General features: G+C 36.8%; 14 protein-coding genes. 4 read left to right on the top strand and 10 right to left on the bottom strand.

Annotated elements, in window-relative coordinates:
• Positions 1-103: 103 nt before the first annotated feature.
• The 8 genes from speA to putP form a co-directional block, all read right to left on the bottom strand.
• Positions 104-2,095 carry a biosynthetic arginine decarboxylase gene (gene speA / locus KO502_RS13835; RefSeq protein ID WP_216023154.1) on the bottom strand — a complete coding sequence of 664 codons (1,992 nt, stop codon included), beginning with the start codon at positions 2,093-2,095 and terminating at the stop codon, positions 104-106.
• A 568-nt stretch (positions 2,096-2,663) separates the two neighbouring features.
• Positions 2,664-3,140, bottom strand: a complete 477-nt coding sequence (greA, locus tag KO502_RS13830; RefSeq protein ID WP_216023153.1) for a transcription elongation factor GreA — start codon at positions 3,138-3,140, stop codon at positions 2,664-2,666.
• A gap of 183 nt (positions 3,141-3,323) precedes the next feature.
• Positions 3,324-6,539 carry a carbamoyl-phosphate synthase large subunit gene (carB, locus tag KO502_RS13825; protein WP_216023152.1) on the bottom strand — a complete coding sequence of 1,072 codons (3,216 nt, stop codon included), beginning with the start codon at positions 6,537-6,539 and terminating at the stop codon, positions 3,324-3,326.
• 28 nt (positions 6,540-6,567) lie between these two features.
• A complete protein-coding gene (gene carA / locus KO502_RS13820; RefSeq protein WP_216023151.1) occupies positions 6,568-7,716 on the bottom strand; it encodes a glutamine-hydrolyzing carbamoyl-phosphate synthase small subunit in 1,149 nt (382 codons plus the stop codon).
• Between the two features lie 351 nt (positions 7,717-8,067).
• Positions 8,068-8,874 carry a 4-hydroxy-tetrahydrodipicolinate reductase gene (dapB, locus tag KO502_RS13815; RefSeq protein WP_216023150.1) on the bottom strand — a complete coding sequence of 269 codons (807 nt, stop codon included), beginning with the start codon at positions 8,872-8,874 and terminating at the stop codon, positions 8,068-8,070.
• Positions 8,875-8,935: 61 nt separating this feature from the next.
• Complete coding sequence (locus tag KO502_RS13810) at positions 8,936-9,355, bottom strand: hypothetical protein (protein WP_216023149.1); 420 nt, start codon at positions 9,353-9,355, stop codon at positions 8,936-8,938.
• Positions 9,356-9,502: 147 nt separating this feature from the next.
• On the bottom strand, positions 9,503-10,120 hold the full coding sequence (locus tag KO502_RS13805; RefSeq protein ID WP_354668333.1) for an FKBP-type peptidyl-prolyl cis-trans isomerase: 618 nt from the start codon (positions 10,118-10,120) through the stop codon (positions 9,503-9,505).
• A gap of 320 nt (positions 10,121-10,440) precedes the next feature.
• On the bottom strand, positions 10,441-11,928 hold the full coding sequence (putP, locus tag KO502_RS13800) for a sodium/proline symporter PutP (RefSeq protein WP_216023147.1): 1,488 nt from the start codon (positions 11,926-11,928) through the stop codon (positions 10,441-10,443).
• Between the two features lie 304 nt (positions 11,929-12,232).
• On the opposite strand from putP, the gene KO502_RS13795 reads away from it, so the two are divergent.
• Both KO502_RS13795 and KO502_RS13790 read left to right on the top strand, forming a co-directional pair.
• On the top strand, positions 12,233-13,453 hold the full coding sequence (locus KO502_RS13795; RefSeq protein WP_216023146.1) for an HDOD domain-containing protein: 1,221 nt from the start codon (positions 12,233-12,235) through the stop codon (positions 13,451-13,453).
• 256 nt (positions 13,454-13,709) lie between these two features.
• Entirely contained in the window at positions 13,710-15,056 is a 1,347-nt protein-coding gene (locus KO502_RS13790; protein ID WP_216023145.1) for a Na+/H+ antiporter NhaC family protein, read from the top strand.
• 118 nt (positions 15,057-15,174) lie between these two features.
• On the opposite strand, the gene ligA is transcribed toward KO502_RS13790, so the two are convergent.
• Entirely contained in the window at positions 15,175-17,274 is a 2,100-nt protein-coding gene (ligA, locus tag KO502_RS13785) for an NAD-dependent DNA ligase LigA (RefSeq protein ID WP_216023144.1), read from the bottom strand.
• Between the two features lie 204 nt (positions 17,275-17,478).
• Positions 17,479-18,792: a cell division protein ZipA gene (gene zipA / locus KO502_RS13780; protein ID WP_216023143.1), complete on the bottom strand. Its 1,314-nt coding sequence runs from the start codon at positions 18,790-18,792 to the stop codon at positions 17,479-17,481.
• A gap of 177 nt (positions 18,793-18,969) precedes the next feature.
• Here zipA and cysZ point away from each other — a divergent pair, with 177 nt between their 5' ends.
• Both cysZ and KO502_RS13770 read left to right on the top strand, forming a co-directional pair.
• Complete coding sequence (gene cysZ / locus KO502_RS13775) at positions 18,970-19,749, top strand: sulfate transporter CysZ (RefSeq protein WP_216023142.1); 780 nt, start codon at positions 18,970-18,972, stop codon at positions 19,747-19,749.
• Positions 19,750-19,889: 140 nt separating this feature from the next.
• Positions 19,890-20,339: a hypothetical protein gene (locus KO502_RS13770; RefSeq protein ID WP_216023141.1), complete on the top strand. Its 450-nt coding sequence runs from the start codon at positions 19,890-19,892 to the stop codon at positions 20,337-20,339.
• Positions 20,340-20,504 lie beyond the last annotated feature (165 nt).

Raw genomic sequence — 20,504 nt, 5'->3', positions numbered from 1 at the left:
GCGTTGAGTTTACTTAGCTTATACTTAGCGAATGCTTAAGCATAACTTAACGCTTTGCGTAAATTGGGAAGGTCAAACTTACTTATAAACTTCTTTGTCAAAGTTACTTTTCGAAGTAAGTATACCCACCCAGACTTTCGCTGAAATTTTTCAGCATGGTTTGGCGCTCTGCAACATTAATATGTCCTGATTTCACCGCTTTTTCTGCACGTTGACGAAAACGCTCCGTTAACGCTTTAGGGTAATACTCAACATAACTTAATACGTCTGAAATACTATCCCCTTCCATTTCTTTTACGTAATCATAGCTACCGTCGCTATTTACACGCACACTAACTACGTTGGTATCACCAAATAGGTTATGTAAATCACCTAATGTTTCTTGGTAAGCACCTACTAAAAATGCGCCAAAAAAGTAATCTTCACCTTCTTTTACATCGTGCACTGGTAAAGTTTTACGATGTAAACCATCAACAGTGAAGCTGTCAATTTTACCATCACAATCACAGGTTAAATCAGCTAATATTGCATCACGCGTTGGTACTTCATCTAAACGATGAATTGGCATGATAGGAAATATTTGATCTATTGCCCATGAATCCGGTAATGATTGAAACACACTAAAGTTACCGTAATAAATATCAGCTAAACTTTCTGGTAAATTTTCTAACTCTGTTGATATACGTTTCACTTGCGGTAATAACACCACTATTTTTTGCAATATTGCTAAATAAATATTCTCACCTAACGCTTTGCTACGTAAAGTTTCGCGTCCGCGGCGAAAGTTCTCACGTATTTCATCACGATAATGCGAAGCATCATTAAAACATTCCTGTACGTTTCTAACGGTGATAATATCTAACACCGCATGCATATTTTTAACTAGCTCTGATGCATCATCTTCAAGCTCTTTCGGAATTGGTGCTGGCTCAAAGTGTGTTACATCAAGAATGTTAAATAACAATACCGATGAGTATGCAACAGTTGCTCTGCCCGACTCCGTTAATATTACTGGGTGTTCAATGCCTAATGGGTCAAGCGTTTCAATTATAGCTTCAACAATATCGGCACAATATTCATCAAGATTATAGTTCATACTGTGTGTTGAATTGGTATAAGCACCTTCATAATCAACCGCTAAACCGCCACCTAAATCTAAGTAACCTAACGGCACACCTTCATTACGTAATTCAGAATAATAACGACACGCTTCCAACACGCCGCTGCGAATATTTTGAATATTCGGAATTTGCGAACCCAAATGGCAGTGTAATAATTGTAAACAATCAATCATATCGGCAGCTCTTAACTGATCTACCGCTTCCATAAGTTGCGAGGTTGTTAGACCAAAAATACTGCGATCGCCACTATCACTACTCCAATAACCATCAACCTTTGAAGCCAGTTTTAAACGCACACCGATTAACGGTTTTACATTCATTTTTTTAGACGCGGCAATAATTAATGGAATTTCACTTAAGGTTTCAACCACAAAAAAGCAGTTAATGCCAAGTTGTATCGCATGTAAGCCTAATGAAATGAATTCATCGTCTTTGTAGCCATTACAAACAATACAGGCATCGTTATCCGTTAAACTGGCTAACGCAATAATTAACTCAGCTTTACTCCCTGCTTCAAGGCCGTGATGGTAGCGACTACCAAATTCAGAAATCTCTTCAATAACTTGCGCTTGCTGATTCACCTTAATAGGGAATACACCACGGTAATAATTTTTATAACCACTAGCTTTAATTGCATTACCAAAGGCTTCATTTAATTTTGTTAACCTGTCTTCAATTAGGTTTTCAAAGCGAAGTAATACCGGCATTTCCATACCGCGCTCTTTCATGCCAGAGATAATATCTACTAAAGATACATTAACTTTAGTCTCACTAGTTGCAAGCAAAGATTCAGGTACTTCTACCGCACCTTTCTTTGATGATTTTTTTAGTGGTTTACTTTCTTCTGAAAATGACAAACTACAAACCATTTCGCCCTTTTCATTAACATCAAAATAGCCTGAGCTCCATTCACGAATACCGTAAAGCTCAGCTGCACGATCAATTGACCAATTTTTTGAAGAGATACTTTTCAATTATCTAAGTCCTAGGTTAAAAACGGAATTTACACCGTAATTAAGTTTAATACCAAATCCGCTAAATTATTGTTCACCTGTACTGGTAAAAATAATTAAACCCTGCGTTGCTTTCAATCACAATAGCCAGCTATTGCTCAATCAAGCGCCTTGTCTTTAATAATTCTTCCTTCGTACAACTAGACCACAAACTTATCGGAATTGGTTATACCAAGTCCGCTAAATTATTGTTCACCTGTACTGGTTAAAATAATTAAACCCTGCGTTGCTTTCAATCACAATAGCCAGCTATTGCTCAATCAAGCGCCTTGTCTTTAATAATTTTTCCTTTGTACAGCTAGACCACAAACTTATCGGAATTGGTATAAAAATAACACTGGAAAAATTTTTCGCAATTATGCACTTTTTTTTCAAAATACAAAGAAAAATTTACTAAAAAATTAAAATATTTTACCTGGCAAAATTTGGTTATTACCCGTTTAAAACTTGCTAACAATAACACTAAAAATAGCGCAAAAAAAAAGCACGCTATTTAGCGTGCTTTATTAATGTTAACTTTTAATGAAAATTATATGTGATCTACACTAATAATTTCGTACTCAACTAAACCGCCTGGCGTTTTAATTTCAATTTCACTATCTACTTCTTTACCAATTAAACCGCGAGCAATAGGAGAGTTAACCGAGATACGGTTTTCTTTAATGTTTGCTTCATCGTCACCAACAATTTGGTAAGTAACTTCTTCATCGGTATCAATGTTAAGCAACTTAACCGTAACCCCAAAAATCACTTTACCGCTATTGGTAATTTTAGTGATATCGATAACCTGCGCATTACCTAACTTGCCTTCAATTTCTTGTATACGGCCTTCACAAAAACCTTGTTCTTCACGGGCAGCATGGTATTCAGCATTTTCTTTTAAGTCACCGTGTTCACGCGCTTCAGCAATTGAGGCAACAATTTCAGGGCGTCTAACAGTTTTTAACTGTGTAAGCTCTGCTTTTAATGCTTCAGAGCCTTTTAATGTCATTGGATATTTAGTCATATTTCTCTTCTTATTTGGTTTTATGTACGATAAATAACAAAAAACGAAATCCTTGAGGATTAACAATAGGTTCTTAGATTATTTAATGCGCTTAACAAAAAATGGTTTTTTCAGATGAAAAAACCATTTTAAAAAATTGATATCAGCAGGCTATATAAAATACCTGCTGCTATAGACGATAAATTAACAGCGTTTATGTAACTCTTGAATAGACGTTACCGTATTTCTGTCGTCTGCAGAATGCGCTTGTGCAGCAGCAAAAGCAGCATTTAACGTTGTAGTGTAAGCCACTTTATAACGAAGTGCGCCGCCACGCAATACTTTTGAATCTTCAATAGCTTTACGACCTTCAGTAGTATTGATTATGTAGCTATATTCACCATTCTTAATATTATCAAGAATATGTGGACGACCTTCTTGTACTTTATTTACACGACGAACCGGAATACCCGCTTCACGTAAAATAATTTCAGTACCATGAGTAGCATCTAACTCGTAACCTAGTTCAACCATTTGCTTAGCAAGGTCAACTACACGTGTTTTATCACTGTTACGAACAGAAATTAATGTACGGCCAGATTTAGGAACCGAAACACCCGCACCTAAGTTGGCTTTAGCAAACGCTTCCTCAAACGTATTACCTACACCCATAACTTCACCTGTTGAACGCATTTCTGGGCCAACTAATGGGTCACTACCGTGGAACTTGTTAAAAGGAATTACCACTTCTTTTACTGAGAAGTAATCAGGGATAATTTCTTTTGTTACGCCAAGCTCTTTCAACGTTTTACCTGCCATAACACGCGCACCAACTTTAGCAAGCGGTACTGATGTTGCTTTAGATACGAAAGGCACAGTTCGAGCAGCACGTGGGTTAACTTCGATTAAGTAAACTTCGCCATCTTTAACAGCCATTTGCGTGTTCATTAAGCCAATTACACCTAGCTCGAATGCTAAGTCAGTCACTTGCTTACGCATTACGTCTTGAACTTCTTGGCTTAAGCTGTAAACCGGTAGTGAACAGGCTGAATCACCCGAGTGAACACCCGCTTGTTCAATATGTTGCATAATACCGCCAACAACAACGTCTGTACCGTCACACACTACGTCAATATCTACTTCAATTGCATCATCAAGGAAGTGATCAAGTAATACTGGCGAATCGTTTGAAACACTTACCGCTTCTGTCATGTAACGACGTAAGTCTTCTAAGTCGTACACGATTTCCATTGCGCGACCACCTAATACATAAGAAGGACGTACAACTAATGGGAAACCAATAGCTTCAGCTTTTGCCATTGCTTCATCTAATGAAGTAACTGTTGCGTTTTCAGGTTGTAATAAACCTAAACGGTCAACCGCTTGTTGAAAACGTTCTCTATCTTCTGCGCGGTCAATTGCATCTGGTGAAGTACCGATAATTGGTACACCAGCCGCTTCTAAAGCACGTGCTAATTTAAGTGGTGTTTGACCACCGTATTGAACAATAACGCCTTTTGGCTTTTCAATACGTACAATTTCAAGCACATCTTCAAAGGTGATTGATTCAAAATATAAACGATCAGATGTATCGTAATCGGTAGAAACCGTTTCAGGGTTACAGTTAACCATGATGGTTTCATAGCCATCGTCACGTAATGCTAATGCCGCGTGTACACAACAATAATCAAACTCAATACCTTGACCGATACGGTTTGGCCCGCCACCTAAGATCATGATTTTGTCATTATCTGTAGGGTTAGCTTCACACTCTTCATCGTAAGTTGAATACATGTAAGCTGTGTCTGAGCTAAACTCTGCGGCACAAGTATCTACACGTTTGTATACAGGGAAAATCTGTGCTTTTTCACGTTTTTTACGAATTTCAGACTCGCTAACACCAATAACATCAGCAAGGCGAGAATCAGCAAAACCTTTACGTTTTAATTGACGTAAGTAAGTAGGCGTTAATGACTTCATGCCACCTTCAGCAACTTTCGCTTCTTCTTTAATTAAGTCTTCAATTTGTACTAAGAACCAACGGTCAATTTTAGTCGCGTTAAATACGTCTTCAATAGTTAAACCTAGACGAAAAGCATCGGCAACATACCAGATTCTGTCAGCGCCAGCTTCTTGCAGCTCGTGCATGATTTTAGTCTTAGCGCCTTTTTTAGTTACATCAACAATTGGGTCAAAACCATTTACGCCAACTTCTAAGCCGCGTAATGCTTTTTGCATTGATTCTTGTTGGTTACGGCCAATAGCCATTACTTCACCAACAGATTTCATTTGCGTCGTTAATCTGTCTTCTGCGCCAGCAAATTTTTCGAAGTTGAAACGTGGGATCTTAGTCACAACGTAATCGATTGTTGGCTCAAATGATGCTGGTGTTTTACCGCCAGTAATATCATTTGTTAATTCATCAAGGGTATAACCTACCGCAAGTTTTGCTGCGATTTTAGCAATAGGGAAACCTGTTGCTTTAGAAGCTAATGCTGATGAACGTGATACACGTGGGTTCATTTCAATAATAACCATACGGCCAGTATTTGGACAAATACCAAACTGTACGTTTGAACCACCTGTTTCAACACCAATTTCACGTAATACCGCTAAAGAAGCGTTACGCATGATTTGGTATTCTTTGTCTGTTAGCGTTTGCGCTGGTGCAACAGTAATTGAGTCACCTGTATGAATACCCATTGGGTCGAAGTTTTCAATCGAACAGATAATGATACAGTTATCATTTTTGTCGCGAACCACTTCCATTTCATACTCTTTCCAACCAATTAATGATTCATCAATCAATAATTCTGAGGTTGGTGATAGGTCTAAACCACGAGTACAAATTTCATCGAACTCTTCCATGTTATAAGCAATACCACCACCGGTGCCACCCATAGTAAAAGAAGGTCGAATAATACATGGGAAACCAATACGAGTAGACGTATCGTGCGCTTCTTGAATGGTATGTACAATTTCTGCACGAGGACACTCAAGACCAATGTTTTTCATTGCTTGGTCGAAACGTTCACGGTTTTCTGCTTTATCAATTGCATCAGCAGTCGCGCCAATCATTTCAACGTTAAATTCTTTTAATACGCCTTTGGCTTCTAGTTCAAGTGCACAGTTTAATGCAGTTTGACCACCCATTGTCGGCAATACCGCACAAGGACGTTCTTTTTCAATGATTTTACGCACAACTTCCCAATGAATAGGTTCAATGTAAGTTGCATCAGCCATCTCTGGGTCTGTCATTATGGTTGCAGGGTTAGAGTTAACTAAAATAACTCGGTAACCTTCTTCACGTAATGCTTTACATGCTTGCGCACCAGAATAATCAAACTCACAGGCTTGGCCAATTACGATTGGTCCTGCGCCTAAGATCAAGATACTTTTTAAATCAGTTCTTTTTGCCATGGTTCTCTATCTCTCTTGTCTTGTGAGTCTATTTACTTTCTTTAAATACTTTAATTAAATCAATAAAATGATCAAATAACGGCGCTGCATCGTGCGGACCAGGACTTGCTTCAGGGTGACCTTGGAAGCTAAATGCTGGTTTGTCGGTACGATGTATACCTTGTAATGAATCGTCAAATAATGATTTATGAGTAACTTCTAAGTGACTTGGTAAGTTTGCTTCATCAACAGCAAAACCATGGTTTTGTGAAGTGATCATAACTACGTCGCGTGCAAAGTCTTTCACTGGATGGTTAGCACCGTGATGACCAAATTTCATTTTCACTGTGCTTGCGCCACTTGCTAGGCCAAGTAATTGATGACCTAAACAAATACCAAACACTGGAATGTCTGTTTCTAAGAAACTTTTAATTGCTTCAATAGCATACGTACATGGCTCTGGATCACCAGGGCCATTTGATAAGAATATTCCGTCAGGGTTCATTGCAAGTACTTCGCTTGCTGGCGTTTGTGCAGGAACTACCGTTAACTTACAACCACGGTCTACTAACATACGCAAAATGTTAGCTTTAGCACCAAAATCATAAGCTACTACGTGAAATTCTAGATTATCAGGTTTAATGAAACCTTTACCAAGTTCCCAGCTACCATCAGTCCACTGGTATTGCTCTTTAGTTGAAACAACCTTGGCTAAATCCATACCTTTAAGACCTGGAAATGCTTTTGCTTGGGTAAGCGCTTCAGCAGTTTGTGTTTCGTCGTTCACATCATCAAGCGTTAAGATACAGCCGTTTTGCGCACCTTTTTCACGCAAAATGCGTGTTAATTTGCGGGTATCGATATCGGCAATACCTAAAATATTATTAGCGATTAAGTAATCGCTTAAATTTTGTTCATTACGGAAGTTACTAGCAAGTAATGGCAAATCACGAATAACAAGACCTTTAGCAACAATTCTGTTAGATTCTTTATCTTCGCTATTAGTGCCTGTGTTACCAATGTGCGGGTAAGTCAGGGTAATAATTTGCTCTGCATATGATGGATCGGTAAGAATTTCTTGATAACCTGTCATTGAGGTATTAAATACCACCTCACCAACAGCCGATCCTTGTGCACCAATTGCGGTGCCTTTAAAAACAGTGCCGTCTTCAAGCACTAAAATAGCAGATGTAGCCAATGTAACCTCCAAAGAAGAAATAAACGTAAACGCGCATAAAACAGCAATTGCTCCTTGCATTTGCCTTGTTCTGTACTTCCTGTACATTAAAGTCTGAATTTAGAAATTAAATTTAGGCGCTAAACTTAACGTTAAATCCTAAAATTCAAACATATTGAAAGTGTCAAAAACCACTTTTCAGCTAAATTTTTGACAAAATCCACTTATTTTACGCTTGTAGCGTTCTTTCGTCTAGTAATAAAACATAAAAACACTGTCTTTTCTGGCTTTTCCTGAGTTTTACTCGTCAAAGCACTAAAAAGACAACTTATCTATTAAACTTCACGCTGATTAAACATCATGAAATTAATATTAATCTTTTAATCCAAGTACGTCTTGCATGTCATAAAAACCTGCATCGGCATCTTTTAACCAAAATGCTGCACGCATAGCACCAAGCGCAAAAGTCATGCGTGAGCTTGCTTTATGGGTAATTTCCAAGCGCTCACCGATATCAGCAAAAAAAGCGGTGTGTTCACCAACAATATCGCCTGCGCGGACGGTTGCAAAACCTATGGTTTCTTTGTCGCGTTCACCAGTAATACCTTCGCGACCGTAAACCGCAACCTTGTTTAAATCACGACCTAAAGTATCCGCAATTACCTGCCCCATTTTAACTGCAGTACCTGATGGCGCATCTTTTTTGAATCGGTGATGTGCTTCAAAAATTTCTACATCAGTATAGTCGCCAATTGCTTTTGCGGTAATTTGTAATAGCTTAAACATTAAATTAACACCAACACTGGTATTAGGCGCTAAAATAACAGGCATTGTTTTTCCTGCTTTTTCAATTACTTGCACTTGTTCATCAGTAAAGCCGGTTGTACCAATCACTAATGATTTATTATTAGCATTACACCAACTAATGTTTTCTAACGTGGTTTCTATTGAAGTAAAATCAATAAATACATCAGCGGCAACTAATTGAGATAACTCTGTTGAAGTTTTAAGGCCAATAGCACCAATACCTGCTAATTCACCTAAATCAAAATCAACAAAAGATGAGCTACTACGTACGCTACCACCAACTAATTCAATACTTTCATGTTCATGCGCGGCTTGGATCAAATTACGCCCCATACGGCCGCTACACCCTAAAATAGCTACTTTTACTTTCATTGTGTTCTCTATATATTTTTATCTATTACTTAATATGCATTACTTTAAACAATGTTTTATTTTACCAGCTAAATGATTCATTGAGACTCAACGAGCACTCTAAGTCATGGGAAGTAACATTAACTATCTTTAGGTTTTCACCTATATCTAGCACATGATAAATAGCTGCAAAGTCGGCAAAAACATCACCTTTATCATCAATAAAGTCCCACTCAATACAAACTAAACAAAGTGTGTCTGACATCACAGTATAAGACGATTTATTGGCGTGTATACTGCTAACATTGCCATCTTTAAGCTGAGAAAAAATAGTTGTAAACTCTTCCTGGCAATCATCATCACTGCTCAGTAAGGTAATTTGTTCTGGCGTATTCAATGTGCATGGTAAATGATAACAACGGCTAACTTTATCAATATCATATTCAGAAAAAGCTTCTTGGTAACACTTAAATAGGTGTTGTAATTTTAGCTCAATTGACATGGTAGTTATTTCCTTACAGGGTTATACAAGCAACAAATGCACTTAATTTATATGATTAAATAAAACTTACGTAGCTATTTAATCAAGTAATTAGTTTTCACTTAAAAAAAAGCCCTCATTGAGGGCTTAATCAGTATTCTTTCTTTATTACTTAATGCTTAATAATTCAACATCAAAAACTAACGTAGCGTAAGGAGGAATAGCACCTTGTGAGCCACGTTCGCCGTAAGCTAAAGAATAAGGGATAGTTAACTTCCACTTACTACCTTCAGTCATTAATTGTAATGCTTCAGTCCAACCAGCGATAACGCCGTTAACTGGGAACTCAGCCGGTTGACCACGTTGAACAGAGCTATCAAATACATCGCCATTTGCGAAAGTACCGTGATAATGAACAGATACAGTGCTGTCTGCTGCTGGTTTTTCACCATCACCAGTAGTGATTACTTCGTATTGTAAACCTGATTCGGTAACAGTTACTTCTTCACGTTTAGCGTTTTCAGCTAAAAAGGCTTCGCCTTCAGCTGCCGCTTCTTTTGCTGCTGCTTGCTCTAGCTCTTGTAATTTTTGAGAAATAACAGAAAATGCTGCGTTTAGATCTTCATCTGAAACTTGGCTAGCTGCATCAACAAGAGCGTCTGCAATACCTGCTTGCACAGCAGTAACATCAAACTCTTTAAAAGGGTTGTTGCGTAATTGGTCACCTAATTGACGACCTACACCATAGCTAACGCGTTGTTCAATAGTATCAAAACTCATTTGTATATAAACTCCAGACCTGTGGTCTATTTTTAGATTAATTTTAGTCTTGCTAAGAGTAAAACAAGCACTCATCACTAACATTTAATAAACAGCTAATAAGAGTAACAACGTAAAATAATCTAAGGTTAAAAAATTAACGCGATTCTAGCATAAAATCACTAATGTGAACAACTTCAAATTATGATCAGCACTGTGACGTTTTTGATAATTTTTTACTATAAAATTTATCAATCAAATAAAAGTAACAAAAAAAAGCGAATCACTTAAAGTAACTCGCTTTTGTTTTTAACGTTAACTCTATTTAACAGTTATTAAAATGTAAACTAGTGATGTTGTGTTAGCATTTTATCAAAGGTTTGTTCAATATCTTCACCAACTTCTGGCGACAGCTTGCTCACAACATAAATAGCTAATGAACAAATAATAAAGCCAGGTACAATTGAATACATTATGCTCCCTAACGTTTGACCATTAATAGTAATTGGTGCATAGGTCCAAATAATAACGGTTGCAGCACCACTTATCATACCAACTAAAGCGCCATTTCTAGTCATCCCTTTCCAATATAAAGCACCTAAAACAACAGGACCAAAAGCAGCACCAAAACCAGCCCATGCATTACTAACCAAACTCAAAATGCTACTATTACGATCATATGCTAAGTATATAGCTACTAAAGCCACAATAAAGACAGATATTCTACCTACAAGTACCAATTGTTTTTCAGTTGCATCACGATGTAAAAAGGCTTTGTAAAAGTCTTCTGTTAGTGAACTTGAAGTTACCAATAACTGTGAAGATATTGTACTCATTATTGCCGCTAATATTGCTGCTAATAAAAAACCTGCAATAAGCGGATTGAACAATAATTGTGATAACACGATAAAAATGGTCTCGGCATCACCTAACTTTGTTCCTGTTTTAGCGACATAAGCAATACCAGCTAAACCTGTAGTCATGGCTCCTATAATAGCAATAACCATCCAACTCATACCAATACGACGGGCTTTAGGCATATCATTTACACTTCTTATTGCCATAAAACGAACAATAATATGAGGCTGACCAAAGTAACCTAACCCCCACGACATTGCTGAAATAATACCAATAGCGCCAACACCACTAAATATATCTAAAAGATCAGGGTTTATTGTCTCAATAGTATTATGCATTTCACTAATACCACCAACTTCATTAATTGCCACAATAGGTACCAATACCAAAGCAACAAACATAATACAGCCCTGTACAAAGTCAGTTAAGCTGACCGCTAAAAAACCACCAAACAAGGTGTAAGCAACAACAACACTGGCTGTAACATATAAGCCGACCTCATAATTTAAACCAAATGAGCTTTCAAATAACTTACCACCAGCAACAACGCCACTTGAAGTATATAAAGTAAAAAATATAACAATGACAACAGATGAAACTATTCTTAATAAACGTGATTTATCATTAAATCTATTTTCGAAAAAATCAGGCAAAGTTATCGAGTCATTAGCAACTTCGGTATAGGTTCTTAATCTAGGAGCAACAAATAAGTAATTTAAAAAAGCACCGATAACCAAGCCAATAGCAATCCACAAACTACTCACGCCACTAATATACATAGCGCCAGGCAAGCCCATTAACATCCAGCCGCTCATGTCTGACGCACCAGCAGAAAGCGCGGCTACACTCGGAGTTAAACTGCGCCCTCCAAGCATATAACCTGAAATATCACTGGTTGACTTTTTAAACGCGTATAAGCCAATAAGGAGCATTACAATAAAATAGAGTGTTAAGGAGATGAGAGTACCAATAGCCAAAATAGTTACCTTTGTTATTAATTATTAGATTTAACATACTGATAACGTATCAAAGTTAGTAGCATAATGAAACCTTAGTACTCAACGAGCTTGTACTCTTCATTATTACTTGACGATTACTTAACTATTAATAGTTCGATTAACAGACAAGCGCTATGTTTAAACATTGAGCAATATAGAGGTAATTTAATTAATGCTAAACAAATAATGTTTAAAACAATGCAAAAAAAACAATGCAAAAAAAACAGCTATACCATATATTAAAGTATAATTAACTTTAAAACTGAGCTAGTTACCTATATTTATGAACTTTTATGCTGCAAGACAACCTATTTTAGATAAAAGCAAAAACCTGTTTGCTTATGAATTACTTTTCCGTGACGGCATAGATAATGTGTTTCCAGATATTGATGGCGATGAAGCAACGAGTAAGATGATCGAAGCGAGTCAATTCAATATGGGTATATCTGAATTTACCGGCAACAAACCTGCTTTTATTAACTTCACCCTTGAGACATTAATTCAAGGCTACCCTGAAATGCTTGCGCCTGAAGAGCTTGTTGTAGAAATTCTTGAAACGATAAAACCAGGTAAAAAGCTATTATCTTTGTGTAAAGACTTACACAGTAAAGGCTATGTTTTAGCATTAGACGACTACGAGCATCAAAGTGTTTGGCTACATTTTTTCCCTTATGTAAAGATCATTAAAATTGATATACAAATAAGTAACCTAGAAGAGATTAAAAAAGTATTAACTGCAGTAAAAGATTACCCCCATATTAAAATGCTTGCTGAAAAAGTAGAAACTTATGAAGAGTATGATCAAATGCTACAATTAGGTTTTGATTATTTCCAAGGCTATTTTTTCGCTAAACCTGAAATGATGAAAGCAAAGAGCTTAAACCCATCTCAAATAGCCATGGCAGAATTACTGTATGAAACCTCTAAAACAGAGTTAGACTTAAACAACATTACCAGTGTTTTTGAGCGCGATGTTTCACTATCTTATAAACTATTACGTTATGCCAACTCAGCGATATTTAAGCGCCGCAGTGAAGTATCAACCATCAAACAAGCCTTGGTTATCCTTGGGTTTGGTGAGTTAAAACGCTTTATTGGTTTAATGTTTGCCGTCACTGCAAATCCAGATAAGCCTTCAGAGTTAATTAATTTAGCTATGACTAGAGCTAAGTTTTGTGAATTGGTGGCTGAAGATATTCGTTCGCAACTAGATGTTTCCATTGCTTTTTTAACAGGCTTATTATCGATGATTGATGCGATATTAGATGAGGAGATGGCAATTATATTAGAGAAATTACCATTATCTAGTAATATTAAAGAGCCTTTATTGACGAAAAAAGGTGTTATGGCCGCATTAATCAAGCTCGTTGAACTTATTGAGCAAGCTGAATGGGATAAAACGGCAACGGTCATGGAAAAATTAAAACTAGATAAAGATAAAGTGGTAGAACATTATAATGAAGCGCTTGCTTGGGCTGATGAACAAACTCAAGCCCTAGGTTAGTAGTACCTAAACACTTTAACTAGTACTAAAAGCAGTAGAGTAAAGCTAGTTTACAACGCTTTACACAACCATTGTTAATGGCTTTTTTCTTATCAATAATGTTTACTTGTATAGCTTACGCACTAAAAGTCAATTACTTAGGTAATTGACTTTTTTATAAGCAGTGATTTATCACTAAAGAGTAAATACCGTTAAATAATATTCTATTTTACAAATAAACAAGTATCTCACTCGTTACCAAAGTAATCTAATTAATATGACTGAAATAAACACGGCATCAAAGCGCTCTAAAAAACACTTATTCTCATTACTGCCTTTTGCGCTTTTTTTGGGGTTATTTCTCGGTACAGGTATCATCTTAACCTTACAAGGTGTTGATTTTGCTTTTTATCAATTGCCCGCTAGCATTGCTATAATTCCTGCTATTATTTTATCAATTATCATCGGAAAGTTATTAACAAAAACAACCGTAGATAAACAAATAGAGCAATTTATTCGTGGCGCAGGCCATAACAACATCACCACTATGTGCGTTATTTATTTACTCGCTGGTGCTTTTGCTGTTGTCGCTAAATCAACAGGTAGTGTTGATGCCAGTGTACAGTTAGGTTTGGCCATATTTCCTGATTATTTATTATTACCAGGTTTATTTTTAGTTGCCGCTTTTCTTTCTACGGCAATGGGTTCATCAATGGGAACAATCGCTGCTATCTCCCCTGTTGCGCTTGGCTTTATTGACTCAGCAAGTTTAGATGCTGCACTGGTTGCAGGCTGCTTGATCTCAGGAGCTATTTTTGGCGATAACTTATCAATTATCTCTGATACTACTATTGCCGCTACGCGTAGCCAAGGTGCAGAAATGAAAGATAAATTTAAAGTTAACTTTAAGTTTGCGATACCTGCAGCAGTGATATGCTTAATACTATTTACGCTGCTAGGAAGTGAGGTGAATAATACTGTTAACAGTGAAGCGGCTATTAGCGGTTTAATTCCCTATGTAGTTATTTTGGTATTAGCTCTGATTGGCGTTAATGTATTTGTTGTTTTAATATTCGGTATTATTTTAGCTGCAACGATTGGGATGTTAAATAATAACTATCAATTATCTGAGTGGTTAACAGATATCACTGCCGGTTTTTCTAATATGCAAGATATCTTTATATTATCTCTGTTTATTGGTGGATTAAGCGAACTAGTTCGACAACAAGGTGGCTTGGCTGCACTCACTCGCTTTATAGAAAACATAGCTAGAAAACTAATACCTAACAACGATAAACGAGCCGCAGGTTTAGGTGTGGCAGGACTTGCCTTTATTGTTAACTTTTTTACCGCCAATAATACGGTTTCAATTATTGTCAGCGGTGATACAGCAAAGAACATCGCGGAAAAAGGTGAATTATCTCCTGCTGAGTCCGCAAGTTTACTTGATATCTTTTCTTGTATTAACCAAGGGCTTCTGCCCTACGGCGCTCAAATACTTCTACTAGGTGCGAGCTTACAAGTATCACCACTTGCTATTGCTAGCTATGCTTTTTATCCTATGGTGTTATTTTTTGTTGCCAGTTATGCCTTTTGGCATTTAACTAAAAAGCAGGCAATTTAACCTTACCGCTATAACTTCCTACTATTATTTAGCCTTATTATAAAGTTAGCTACAATAAAAAAAGAGTAAATAAACTTATCGTCTATTTACTCTTTTTAAAAGACTCTCGCTGATCAAACTAAAACGTAATACCATGCTCCTTTAATAGCACCACTAGAGCATCTTCTGTTAAAACTTCAATGCCTAAATCTTGTGCTTTCGTTAATTTTGAACCGGCTTTGTCGCCAGCAACAACATAATGAGTGTTTTTTGAAACACTGCCAGACACCTTAGCACCTAAAGACTGTAAAGCGGTTTTAGCTTCCGCTCTTCCCATTTGTGTTAATGTGCCTGTTAAAACGAAAGTTTGATCCGTTAGTGGTTGTTCATCTGCAGACTTTACTTCAATATCAGGCCAATTCATAATTTCTCTCAAGTCAGAAACTACCGCAAGGTTATGCTCTTCTTTAAAGAAGTTAATAATGTTTTTAGCAACAATTCCTCCTATATCAGAGACCTTTTGTAAACTTTCCAATGAAGCGGTTTGAATCGATTCTAATGTACAAAAATGATTAGCTAAATTAGCCGCAGTTGCCTCACCAACTTCACGAATACCTAACCCGTATATAAACTTAGGTAAGGTTGTATTTTTAGCAGCTTCAAGACCTGCGATTAAATTGGTCGCCGATTTCTTGCCCATTCGCTCCATTGTACTAACTTGAATTTCGGTGAGTCTAAACAAATCTGCAGGAGTACTAATCAATTTTTCATCGACTAATTGCTCAACCAGTTTATCGCCTAAACCGTCTATATCATGAGCTTTTCGAGAGGAAAAGTGTTTAATTGCTTCTTTTCTTTGCGCCGCGCAAAACAAGCCTGCGGTGCAGCGTAAAACGGCCTCACCCTCGGGTTTAGCAACCGCCGAATCACAAACCGGACATCTAGTTGGAAATACAATATCAACAGCGTTATCAGGTCGTTTATCAATAACTACACTGACTATTTGTGGAATAACATCTCCAGCACGACGGATAACAACCGTGTCGTTGATTTTTAACCCTAAACGGTTTATTTCATCTTGATTGTGTAATGTTGCATTCGATACGGTTACGCCACCAACAAAAATAGGCTTTAACCGTGCTACCGGTGTAATTGCCCCTGTACGACCTACTTGAAACTCAACATCATCAACCGTAGTTAACTCTTCTTCTGCAGGAAACTTATAAGCAATCGCCCAACGTGGCGCTCGAGCAACAAAACCTAAACGTTTTTGCAAGGCAATATCATCAACCTTTAATACCGTACCGTCAATTTCATAACTTAAACCGCTACGTTTTGTTAGAATATCTTGATAAAAAGCATCACAGGCTTGTTCCGTTTCTAGCAAACGCACTTCTGGACACATAGGTAAACCTAATGCCTTAATTTGGCAAAGTCTTGCGTGGTGTGAATTAGCAAAAAACAATTCTGTTAAATCTATACTTTCGCTTTTATCTTGAATATCTGTAACATCAACACCTTCACTCGATGTAGTATTTCCAACAAAACCTAAACTGTACGCGTAAAAAGCTAAGTTTCGTTTTGCGGTAATCTTTGAGTCAAGTTGTCGTAAACTTCCTGCGGCGGCATTACGCGGATTAGCAAAACCTTTTTCACCACGCTTTTTAGCTAACTCATTTAAGGCGTTAAAGCTTGCCTTAGGCATAAACACCTCACCACGCACTTCAACAATAGCCGGAAAATCTTTGCCTAACGTACCTCGTAACTTTAATGGAATAGATTTAATGGTGCGTATATTAGTCGTGATATTTTCACCAACACTGCCATCACCTCTCGTTGCGGCTTGTACAAGTTGCCCATTTTCATAGCGCAAACTTACCGCTAAACCGTCTAATTTAGGCTCTGCACAAAACACTAATGCCTGTGTGTTATTTAATCTGTCTTTTACACGCTTAACAAAACTATGAAAGTCTTCTAATGAGAAAACATTATCCAGTGAGAGCATTGGCAATTGATGAGTCACTTGAGTAAAGGCTTTTAACGCTTGCCCACCAACTTTCTGACTAGGTGAGTCAAGTGTTTTAAGCGCGGGGTTTTCAGCCTCTAACTTAATCAATGCCTGCATTAATCTATCGTATTCAACATCAGGTACGCTTGGTTGATCAAGCACATAATACTCATGGTTATATTGATTAAGTTGTTGTTGTATTTGACTAATTTGTTCTTGGGGATTTAACATAATAATTATTCACTAAAGTTTTATTATTGTGACTTACGCCACTGCAACAAAGCGTGCTGCAATAGCGAAAATAAATAGCGAGTGTAAACGTAGAAAAACGGACAATAGCCCGTTTTTATATTTAGTCGTACTACCAGAAGTCTATCACTGTATCGACAACAGCTTTCTCATGAGAATAAATGTCAATTAAGTGCGAGCTAATATTTATTCCGCTCGGGCAATACGGCTCAAGCGAGCAAATTCTCGTATTTTACTAACGTAATGCTGCTCTGTTTGTTTGGTCATAACATTACGTTTATCATCAAGAAGTTGACCATTAAATTCTTGTGCAAGCTGTTTAGCAGCTTTAAGCATTTGTTCAAATACAGCAAAAGGATCGCCAGCATTTGGTAATGTCATAAATAAGCTAACGCCTTGTGTAGCAAATGTTTCCATATTGTCTAAATCAAAAGAGCCGGGATTCATAATATTAGCTAAGCTAAAAGTTACCTTACCGTTACCAGCATTATCTTGATGGCGATGGAAAATATTCATTTCACCATACTTTAAACCCAAAGTGAGTAGGCTTGGTAATAAAGCAGCACCTAACATTTGCTGATTTTGAGGCATGACCACAGATAAAATAATAACCTGTGGCTCTAATTGCTCTTTAGACGTTTGTTCTTTTGGTGCTTTTTCTTTAGGTGTTTTTTCTTTAGGTGTTAATGGTTTAATCGGTTTTACATTAGGCTGATTATCAAAATCTATTTCCATTTGATCGCGCTTTAATTCAGCTTTAGTAGGCGCCCTATTGCTTGTTGAACGGTTAACGGGAGCACGTTCAGGCTTTGCTCTAGAAACGGGTTGTTCATAAACTGGTTCAATATTAGCTGGCGCTTTTTTCACTGGTTTTGCGACCGGATCAGCCGGCTTTTCTGTTGTTACAGCTTGATTAGGTGTTAGCGCATCACCTAATTCATCTTTAGTAAATTGGCTGTGGCTATTACTCTCAGTAGAGGGTTCTAGTGTTTCATGTTGACCTGCTTCGGGCTTATTATTTATGGGCTGTGACAAAGTATCAGCAACGGTGTTTAACTCGTCTTTAAACCAATCACTTTCAACAGCATTATCTAAGGCTGTATTCGACATGTTATTTGGCGCTTGTGAGCGTTCAGTCTCTAATTGTGTTTCATTAAGATTTATTTCACCGGTATTAGCAAGAATGTCACGCTGTTGAAATCTCTGACTTTGCCCTAATTGATGCCTTCCCGTGTTATAACCTGAGAAATTAGTTTTGTTAACTTTTCTATTGCCATAAGCTGGCATATTTTCATTCTTACTGATTTTAACTTGGCTTACACCATCTTGATCAAAACCTTTTTGATCAAAATCTCTTGTAACAGGCTCTACTTTATTCTTCGATGTTTTTAATTTATAAGGATTTTTTTGCTTTCTAATTGTCCACAATCCATGAATAAAAATTGCAGTAATGACAATAGCACTAAGTATAATTAAGACGTTTCTAAAGTTATCTTCCATTTTCGAGCCTATCTACTCTTTTGATTACAATTGTTCACGCGATTATTGTCGCTATATATTAGCAAGAAACTTTATCAGAAATTTACGCCATTTGTAACAAGTTAATGCTGTAAATGTACGAAAGAAGCTTTTATACTCACTTGATGAATATCAGTCACTTAGGATTATTTTAATCACATGCCATCGACACCTATTCCCCCCCAAAAAAAAATTATTATAGATAATGGTGCAAGCTATTTTTTTAAAGGTTTTAGCTTAATAAGACAAAAAGGTATTCGCCGATTTGTTTTTATTCCTTTATTTATCAATATATTACTATTTAGTTATGCATTTTATTATGTTTACTTAGAGTTAAGTACTCATATTGACAGCCTTATGTCTTGGTTACCGAGCTGGCTTAATTGGTTAAGCGTTGTTTTATGGCCCTTAGCCGTGTTAACGGTTTTAGTGGTATTTTCTTTTTTGTTCAGTACCGTCGCCAACTGGTTAGCAGCGCCATTTAATGGATTATTATCTGAGAAGATGGAGTCTATTTTACATGGTCAACCTGTACCTACTGGTGATATGCTCGATATAGTGAAAGATGTCCCAAGAACATTACATAGAGAATGGCAAAAGCTGGTTTATTACATACCTAGAGCTCTCGGCTTTTTTATTATATTATGGGTTTTACCTGTTTTCGGACAAATTATTTGGTTTTTATTTGTATCATGGATGATGGCCATTCAATATAAAGATTACCCTTTTGATAATCATAAAATTCCATTCACACAAATGAAGCAATTGTTAAAACAAAACCAAAGCCTTAGTTATAGTTTTGGGATAACTGTTGCGGTGTTTTCTATGATCCCAATAGTAAATTTATTAGTAATGCCTGTAGCTATTTGTGGTGCGACTGCATTATGGGTTGATTACTATGAAGACATGGTTCGCTCAGAAAGTTTAGAGCAAGCCTAGTTTCTCTCTATAACTGTGTAGTTATAGATATATAGTTATAGAGTTTTTTTTGCTATTTATGTTGCGGTTATCGCGTTAGTACTAAAAATCATATATATTTAAAAGATATATAAAAATAAATTCGAATGGAAGTAATAAAAATGAAAGTAAAACAAGCTATTAAGCATTTGACCTTACTTAGTATATTAACCGTTGCTGTTTCAGGTTGTACATCAACTCCCGAGCCTAAGCCACAACCTGTTGTGGAAGAAAAAGTGCTTGAAGAGCCTGTAGTTATTGAAGAAGAAGTAGCGGTTAACGTGGTAAGAAAAAATGGCGTTATTGATATTCCAGCGATGGCAGACGCGACAATATTTGCAGAATATAGCGATAATTTACCTGCTGTTTTAAATTACTTTACTAACGCAAGTAAAGATGAAGTAATCGACTTTTACCAAGAAGCCTTTGGTGAGCCGTATAATCAAGAAGTAAAACTTGAACGTTTAACACTTAAGTACCAACAAGCTGAAGAGTTAATGCGCGTGGTTATTTCACAACAAGATAATAAACGCCAAGTTGATGTAATTGTTGAAAGTAATAGCAACAAGTAAAAAAGTAAGTTAATAGTTATAAGCTGGGTTATTTAGGGTCTGTTGTAAGTAAATTTAACGATATAAAGTAGAGGAAATAGCTGCTAGAGAATGATTTATTAACTCGATATCAGGTTACTTACTAGAAAAAAGGGTTCAATGTGAAAACATTGAACCCTTTTTTCT

The organism is Colwellia sp. E2M01, assembly GCF_018860585.1.
Lineage (GTDB): Bacteria > Pseudomonadota > Gammaproteobacteria > Enterobacterales > Alteromonadaceae > Colwellia.
Note: the sequence above shows the minus strand (reverse complement) of the source record. Positions and strands in the feature narration are given on the sequence as shown.